This window comes from Paenibacillus sp. 32O-W (genome assembly GCF_007679495.1).
GTDB lineage: Bacteria > Bacillota > Bacilli > Paenibacillales > NBRC-103111 > Paenibacillus_L > Paenibacillus_L residui.
Window position 1 is genome coordinate 1 of sequence record NZ_VEGP01000131.1, and the last position, 3,999, is coordinate 3,999.

The window sequence follows — 3,999 nt, forward strand, 5'->3', positions numbered from 1 at the left end:
CGAAATTAACAAGTCGCCTCAGAAGGTAATTGATCGCCTTTGTATCCAACTCTAAATCTTAAGTGCCACTTATATAGACAAGCTATAACGAAATCCAAAATCAACTTGTTAATTCGGCTTAAAAGTTATATCGATTGTTAAGAAAGCATTGATCAGATACCGTGCTCCTCCTAACCGCTTTGGAACTATAACTTACTAAAAAGGAGGAGCATGGAATGCGTGAAATTATGGAATTAATTCACTTAGCCCAGCAGGGTGATCGACAAGCAGTAGCCGAACTAATTGAGCGCTATGAGCCTCTGATCAACAAATACTCTCGCTATCATGGTGTGATCAATGAAGACTGCAGACAACAACTGGTCATTGAGTTTATTTTGGCGATTCGCCGTTTTGATCTTGACCGTTACAAGGAATAGGGAAAAGCCGAGCCGTAGAATGAATATTCTGCTGCTCGGCATTTCTCGGTTGAAGATGGAACTTCGCTTTACTCCGATTCTCCGAAACTACAAACTTTCCCTCGCAATTTAATAAAAATATTTATCGCTCAAGTTGCCTTTTAAAGTGAATACCCCTATTTATTTTGTAGGAGATGCAAAAAGCCTTTGATCTCCGATATCCACGTGATCATTGAAAATTCCATATACACATTTCGAGTACATTCCTCTTGTACCCGCGAAAAGCGGAAAGCGACCGGACGGAAGCGCGAAGACTGCCAGTTCTTATTAGCAAGAGCGATAACTTCTGGTCCCAATCAATCTGTGGTGGGTTGAATCGCCATGACCTGCAAGAGGGATAATGATACTTCTGCCCGGCCAGCATCACTGCATTGGGGGCAGCCCGCTCGAATGAGGGGGAGTTTCCGTAAAAAATCGGAGCTATGATGCCGTATAACCAGCGGCAGCTTGAAATGTGCTTTTTTCTGTTCACGGTATTGATACATAATTTCGTAGAAAGGAGATTGTGATGTCGTACAGTTCGTTCGATACATTATGTCAAAAAGAACCCTATGATTTAATGTTTCAAAATTATCCGGATGTCGTCAACGTTACTCAAATGTGCGAAATGTTGGGCGGCATCAGTACCAAAACTGCCTATAAACTGTTGCAAGCAAATCAAATTGAACACTTCAAAATTGGCAGAGCTTATAAAATTCCCAAGATCAATATTCTCCTCTATCTCCTTCGAATGACAAAAGATCATGCCCCTTCATACTGCAACGCTTTAGTGCATTGAATTACCAGTTGTACTATGTTACACTAGAATCGTCAATGGTAGGAGATTGGGGCTGCTATATCAAGGAGGGACATGGTTTGGTAGCAGGCCACCTACAGGAGAAGAAAGGTTATTTCTATATCGTCTTAAATTATAAAGATGAGCAAGGTAAAAGGAAAAACAAATGGATTTCCACGGGTTTACCCGTAAAAGGCAACAAGAAGAAAGCCGAAGCATTACTTATTGAAGCTCGCAAAAATTTCGAAACTCCTCAGCAAGCAGATAAAGAAGACCTGTTATTCTCTGACTTCATGCTTCAATGGCTGGAAATGATGAAGCACCGTATTGAAATCACAACTTATGCTTCCTATTCTAACGCTGTAAAAGGCAGGATAGCACCTTACTTCAAGGAAAAAGGGATTTTGCTTCAAGAATTGCAACCGAATCACATCCAGGAATTTTATCAATATGAATTAGAAGTTCGCCGTGTTACAGCTAATACAGTTATCCATTTCCACGCGAATATCCGCAAAGCGCTTCAATATGCGTTCAAAACGAATATGATTCCCTCAAATCCCGCAGATAAAGTCGAACGTCCAAAGAAAAATACATTTGTCGGCAGTTTTTACGACAGGGAAGAAATGAAGAAGCTGTTCGAAGCGGTAAAGGGCGATCCAATCGAGCTAGCGGTTCTGCTCTCGGCATTTTACGGATTACGTCGAAGCGAAGTTGTGGGGCTAAAGTGGGATTCGATTGATTTCAAAAATAAAACCATTACCATTCAGCATACGGTAATTGAAGTATCTGTCGAAGGGAAGTATATAACCGTGGAGAAGGATCGTACAAAAAACAAATCAAGTCATCGCTCTCTGCCATTGGTTGCAGCGTTCGAAGAACTTCTTTTACGAATAAAGGAACAACAAGAACAATACAGACGCCTGTATAGAGACTCCTACTGTACTGATTACCTCGATTACATTTATCTGGACAAGCTGGGGCATCGGATCAAGCCGGGGTATATTACGCAACATTTTCCTATCGTACTCTCTAGGCATAAATTGCGGAGAATTCGCTATCACGATCTGAGACATAGCTGCGCCAGTCTACTTCTCGCCAATGGAGTGAGTATGAAAGAAATTCAAGAATGGCTGGGGCATAGCGATTTCTCAACAACAGCAAATATCTATGCACATTTGGACGTCAGTACGAAAATCACATCAGCCCATGCAATGAGCGAATGTTTACAGTTTTAAATAATAAAAAAGTTCCTCGGGCTAATCCCAAAGAACATCGTAGTTTTATTATTGGTGCTGGTGAAGGGACTTGAACCCCCACTCCGTCGCCGGAAGCGGATTTTGAGTCCGCCGCGTCTGCCATTCCGCCACACCAGCATATTATAAATATCTCCAACTCTTTCCTGGATAAAGGAGAGAACTACAGGAGAGAACTATCAAACATTGTATCACAAAAACTCAGTTGTACCAAGGCTTAAGCGGTAAATTCCTTGGCTGACGAAAGCGATTTTGAGTCGAACGCGTCTGCCATTCCGCCACACCGGCATAAAGTAATTATGGCGTGCCCTAAGAGATTCGAACTCCTGACCTTTTGATTCGTAGTCAAACGCTCTATCCAGCTGAGCTAAGGGCACAAGATGTGTTTCAATTGCTGCAAGTCAGACCTTCCATGCTTAACCTGATAAGTGCCGAAGACCAGACTTGAACTGGTACGGTAGTCACCTACCGCAGGATTTTAAGTCCTGTGCGTCTGCCGATTCCGCCACTCCGGCAAGTTGGAGGCGCCACCCAGATTCGAACTGGGGGTAAAGCTTTTGCAGAGCTCTGCCTTACCACTTGGCTATGGCGCCTTAATGGAGCGGAAGACGGGGATCGAACCCGCGACCCTCGCCTTGGCAAGGCGATGCTCTACCGCTGAGCCACTTCCGCATAAACTGGGGATCCAGGATTCGAACCTGGGCATGACGGAGTCAAAGTCCGTTGCCTTACCGCTTGGCTAATCCCCAATGTCATATTTAAGGGTATATTATGGGGCGATCGAAGGGAATCGAACCCTCGAATCCCGGAGCCACAATCCGGTGCGTTAACCACTTCGCCACGACCGCCACGTATAGGTTTGCTGGCAGGGGCAGCAGGAATCGAACCCACACCAAAGGTTTTGGAGACCTTTGTTCTACCTTTAAACTATGCCCCTATGGTGGAGGATGATGGATTCGAACCACCGAACTCGTAAGAGAACAGATTTACAGTCTGCTGCGTTTGGCCACTTCGCTAATCCTCCATAAGAGATCACTGGTGCCGCCGAGAGGACTTGAACCCCCAACCTACTGATTACAAGTCAGTTGCTCTACCAATTGAGCTACAGCGGCATATCAGTCATTCTAATGGTGGCTCGGGACGGAATCGAACCGCCGACACGAGGATTTTCAGTCCTCTGCTCTACCGACTGAGCTACCGAGCCTTATTCATTTGTCAAAAGATGGCGGAGCTGACGGGATTCGAACCCGCGGTCTCCTGCGTGACAGGCAGGCATGTTAGGCCTCTACACCACAGCTCCATATAAAAATTCCCCTTAAGGGGATCCCCGGAAGACAATTAGTCTTCAGGGGACAATATTGCGGGGGCAGGATTTGAACCTGCGACCTTCGGGTTATGAGCCCGACGAGCTACCGGGCTGCTCCACCCCGCGGCAATAATGGTGGACGCTGACGGGATCGAACCGCCGACCCTCTGCTTGTAAGGCAGATGCTCTCCCAGCTGAGCTAAGCGTCCA

Annotated in this window: 3 protein-coding genes and 14 tRNA genes; 3 read left to right on the forward strand and 14 right to left on the reverse strand. The window is 45.4% G+C overall.

Annotated features, from left to right (window positions below; genetic code table 11):
- Positions 1–215 precede the first annotated feature (215 nt).
- From FS806_RS24985 to FS806_RS24995, 3 genes are all read left to right on the forward strand, one after another.
- Positions 216–416, forward strand: a complete 201-nt coding sequence (locus FS806_RS24985) for a helix-turn-helix domain-containing protein (RefSeq protein WP_144942046.1) — start codon at positions 216–218, stop codon at positions 414–416.
- A gap of 637 nt (positions 417–1,053) precedes the next feature.
- The gene (locus FS806_RS24990; protein WP_225312825.1) at positions 1,054–1,233 is read left to right on the forward strand and encodes a helix-turn-helix domain-containing protein; all 180 of its coding nucleotides are present in this window, start codon (positions 1,054–1,056) and stop codon (positions 1,231–1,233) included.
- Positions 1,234–1,310: 77 nt separating this feature from the next.
- Positions 1,311–2,465 (forward strand): phage head closure protein, encoded by a 1,155-nt coding sequence (locus tag FS806_RS24995; RefSeq protein WP_144942050.1) that lies wholly within the window; start codon positions 1,311–1,313, stop codon positions 2,463–2,465.
- Positions 2,466–2,517: 52 nt separating this feature from the next.
- On the opposite strand, the gene FS806_RS25000 is transcribed toward FS806_RS24995, so the two are convergent.
- The 14 genes from FS806_RS25000 to FS806_RS25065 all read right to left on the reverse strand — a co-directional run bounded on the left by FS806_RS25000 (position 2,518) and on the right by FS806_RS25065 (position 3,998).
- Positions 2,518–2,603: transfer RNA gene (locus FS806_RS25000), tRNA-Leu, on the reverse strand.
- Between the two features lie 180 nt (positions 2,604–2,783).
- Positions 2,784–2,860, reverse strand: a tRNA-Arg gene (locus tag FS806_RS25005).
- 52 nt (positions 2,861–2,912) lie between these two features.
- Positions 2,913–2,998, reverse strand: a tRNA-Leu gene (locus FS806_RS25010).
- Between the two features lie 4 nt (positions 2,999–3,002).
- Positions 3,003–3,076, reverse strand: a tRNA-Cys gene (locus FS806_RS25015).
- A 4-nt stretch (positions 3,077–3,080) separates the two neighbouring features.
- Positions 3,081–3,155 (reverse strand) — tRNA-Gly (locus tag FS806_RS25020).
- Between the two features lie 5 nt (positions 3,156–3,160).
- Positions 3,161–3,232: transfer RNA gene (locus FS806_RS25025), tRNA-Gln, on the reverse strand.
- Positions 3,233–3,255: 23 nt separating this feature from the next.
- Positions 3,256–3,331, reverse strand: a tRNA-His gene (locus FS806_RS25030).
- A gap of 15 nt (positions 3,332–3,346) precedes the next feature.
- Positions 3,347–3,420 (reverse strand) — tRNA-Trp (locus tag FS806_RS25035).
- A gap of 1 nt (position 3,421) precedes the next feature.
- Positions 3,422–3,507 (reverse strand) — tRNA-Tyr (locus FS806_RS25040).
- Between the two features lie 12 nt (positions 3,508–3,519).
- Positions 3,520–3,595, reverse strand: a tRNA-Thr gene (locus tag FS806_RS25045).
- Positions 3,596–3,611: 16 nt separating this feature from the next.
- Positions 3,612–3,687 (reverse strand) — tRNA-Phe (locus FS806_RS25050).
- A 19-nt stretch (positions 3,688–3,706) separates the two neighbouring features.
- Positions 3,707–3,783 (reverse strand) — tRNA-Asp (locus FS806_RS25055).
- Between the two features lie 58 nt (positions 3,784–3,841).
- Positions 3,842–3,915 (reverse strand) — tRNA-Met (locus tag FS806_RS25060).
- 7 nt (positions 3,916–3,922) lie between these two features.
- Positions 3,923–3,998: transfer RNA gene (locus FS806_RS25065), tRNA-Val, on the reverse strand.
- Position 3,999 lies beyond the last annotated feature (1 nt).